Below are 2839 nucleotides of genomic sequence, written 5' to 3'. Positions count from 1 at the left end.
ATATATTTTAAATTTTAAAAATTAAATAGAAAGGCAGCAACTTTTTATAAATAAAAAAGTTACTGCCCTTTAAACAATTATTATTCTATTTGATAACTTCTTTTCCACCCATGTATGGTCTCAATAATTCAGGAATTACAACACTTCCATCTGCCTGTTGGTAGTTTTCCAAAATAGCCGCAACTGTTCTTCCTACTGCTACTCCAGAACCATTTAATGTATGAACATATTTTGGTTTGTCTTTCGGTGTATCTTTATACTTTATATTAGCACGCCTTGCCTGGAAATCCTCCATATTACTACAGCTTGATATCTCAACATATCTATTATAACTTGGCATCCAGACTTCTATATCATACTTAAGTGCCGCTGTAAATCCTAAATCACCCTTACATATTCTAACTACCCTATAAGGAAGTTTAAGACCCTTAAGAACATCCTCCGCATCATTAGTTAATTTCTCAAGTTCTTCATAGGACTGTTCAGGTTTTGTAAATTTAACCATTTCCACTTTATTAAATTGATGCTGCCTTATAATTCCCCTTGTATCTCTACCTGCCGAACCAGCCTCAGCTCTAAAACATGCACTATATGCAACGTGCTTTATAGGTAAATCTTCCCCTCTTAGCACTTCGTTTCTATAAAAATTAGTTACTGGAACTTCAGCAGTCGGAATCAAGAAAAAATCATTATTAGATACTCTAAAAGCATCTTCTTCAAATTTGGGAAGCTGACCTGTACCTATCATGCTATTTCTATTTACCATATAAGGAGGGAATAATTCTTCATATCCATGTTTTTCAGTATGAAAATCCAAATAATATGTTATTACAGCTCTTTCAAGCTTTGCTCCTATTCCTCTATAAAATGTAAATCTTGATCCTGATACTTTACCTCCTCTTTCAAAATCAAGTATATTCAAATCTGTACCTATATCCCAATGAGCCTTAGGCTTAAAGTCAAATTTAGTAGGCTCTGACCATCTTCTAATTTCAACATTATCTTCATCTGTTTTACCTTCTGGAACTGCAGGATTTGGAATATTAGGTATTCTAAGCATTATATATTCTATTTTATCATTGACTTCTGATAACTGTACATCATACCCTTTTATCTTATCCGAAACTTCTTTCATCTCACTTACTAAAGTATCAGCATTTCCACCATTTCTTTTTATTTTAGCTATTTCTGATGAATCCTGATTTCTTTTATTTTTCAACGATTCTACTTCAACTAAAATTTGTCTCCTTTTTTCATCTAGTGATACTACTTTATCAATATCTGATAAATCAAAATCTTCTCCCCTATTTGTAAGTTGTTTTTTTATCTCCTCTGGATTGTTTCTTATCTTTTTTAAATCCAACATAATTATAATCCTCCTCAGTGATATATGTAATTTTATATATAAAAAAAGAATCTTTTTACCCCAAAGGGACGAAAAGATTCCGTGTTGCCACCCTAATTAGCCAATAACATATTGACTCTCTTTAAGATTATAACGGTATCACCGAACTGCTTTTAACAGTATCTCCAAGGTGGATTCACAGTATAATAATAACCAGTTTTCACCAACCACTGATTCTCTTAAATCACTATAAAGCTACTGACCTTTTCATTGACCACTTCAATTATATATACATAGACTTATAATGTCAATAAATTAAATATTTAAATCCATAGACATATTTATATGACCGTTACATCAAAAGTCATAAAATAAATTTTAAAATTTATTTAGCATTTTTATCAATATTTTTAGTGCAAATTATATCTACTCTTGTATTTAAAATATTCTTACATACTATACTGCCAATTTTTATAGGGGCTCCAACATGTATTCTACTTAAAACTTTAGAACATTCTATCCATAAACTTTTATCTATAGGCTTGGAGCTCTTTACAGGAACCACATTATAGTCAGATCCCTTTATTCTCACAAGAGTAGTAAATATATCACTTTTATTATCTATTTCCAATTTTGCATATTCTATTCCCTTATCACATAAATTCCCCTCAACTTCTACATCATTTTCACATTTATCTATACTAAGTATACACTTTTTACCGCACTTGTTACAAATAACCTCTTTAATCAACTTGTAGTTCCCCCATAATTACATTTCATTAAACTCCTTTATTCTACCTTTAACAATATTAGAGTTTTTAGAATCCTTTACTATATATATCATATCTTTATTTATTTCCCTGGAAAGAATAGATGTAATTTTGCAAAGACACTGAGATCCCATACAATTTCCAAATCCAGCACCTGTCCTTCTCTTTATACCCTCTACTGTACGTGCCCCCAAAGGTCTGCGTATAGCATCTATTATTTCGCCCTCTGTTATCTTTCCACAATAACATATTATCCTACCATAACTTTTATTCAATCTTATTATTTTTTTTCTATCATCATTAGATAAATCCCTAAATCTATAAAATTCCCTCCGTCTATCTACAAAATCCTTCTTTAGAACACAGTTTAAATTATTCACTATAGTTTCACATACTATATTTGCAATTACTGGAGTCATTGTAATTTGACCATAATGTTTGCCAATTACTTTAATATAACCCTTATCAATTAAACTATCATCTATAATTAAAGAGTCATTATAAAATAAAGAGTCATAGGAGCTCTCAATATCCTGTTCAGATATATCCTTTATAAATCCTTTAATTTTTTGTAGAGCACCTTCATAACTTATCTTTTTATTATCTTTTATACCTATTAACAATCCATCCTGACTAGTAGGCATAAGAAACATCTTCCCACAATTTTCTTCAACTGTAGAAATTATATTTCTATAATCCTTTTTAGTATTTTTATCTATAAGAA

The 2839-nt window shown here is 30.2% G+C and carries 3 protein-coding genes and 1 other annotated feature; all 3 genes read right to left on the bottom strand.

From position 1 onward, the window contains the following. Positions 1-85: 85 nt before the first annotated feature. Positions 86-1366, bottom strand: coding sequence for a serine--tRNA ligase (serS, locus tag J5G60_RS17730; protein WP_150359018.1), 1281 nt, complete (start codon positions 1364-1366; stop codon positions 86-88). Between the two features lie 61 nt (positions 1367-1427). Next, positions 1428-1625: a binding site (T-box leader), on the bottom strand. Between the two features lie 105 nt (positions 1626-1730). Then, entirely contained in the window at positions 1731-2096 is a 366-nt protein-coding gene (locus J5G60_RS17725) for a DUF1667 domain-containing protein (RefSeq protein WP_150359017.1), read from the bottom strand. An 18-nt stretch (positions 2097-2114) separates the two neighbouring features. Next, a partial coding sequence (locus J5G60_RS17720; protein WP_207876601.1) for a (2Fe-2S)-binding protein occupies positions 2115-2839 on the bottom strand: 725 nt, incomplete at its 5' end.

It is taken from the genome of Clostridium sp. HV4-5-A1G (genome assembly GCF_900184915.1).
GTDB classification, from domain to species: Bacteria; Bacillota; Clostridia; order Clostridiales; family Clostridiaceae; genus Clostridium_B; species Clostridium_B aromativorans.
Note: the sequence above shows the minus strand (reverse complement) of the source record. Positions and strands in the feature narration are given on the sequence as shown.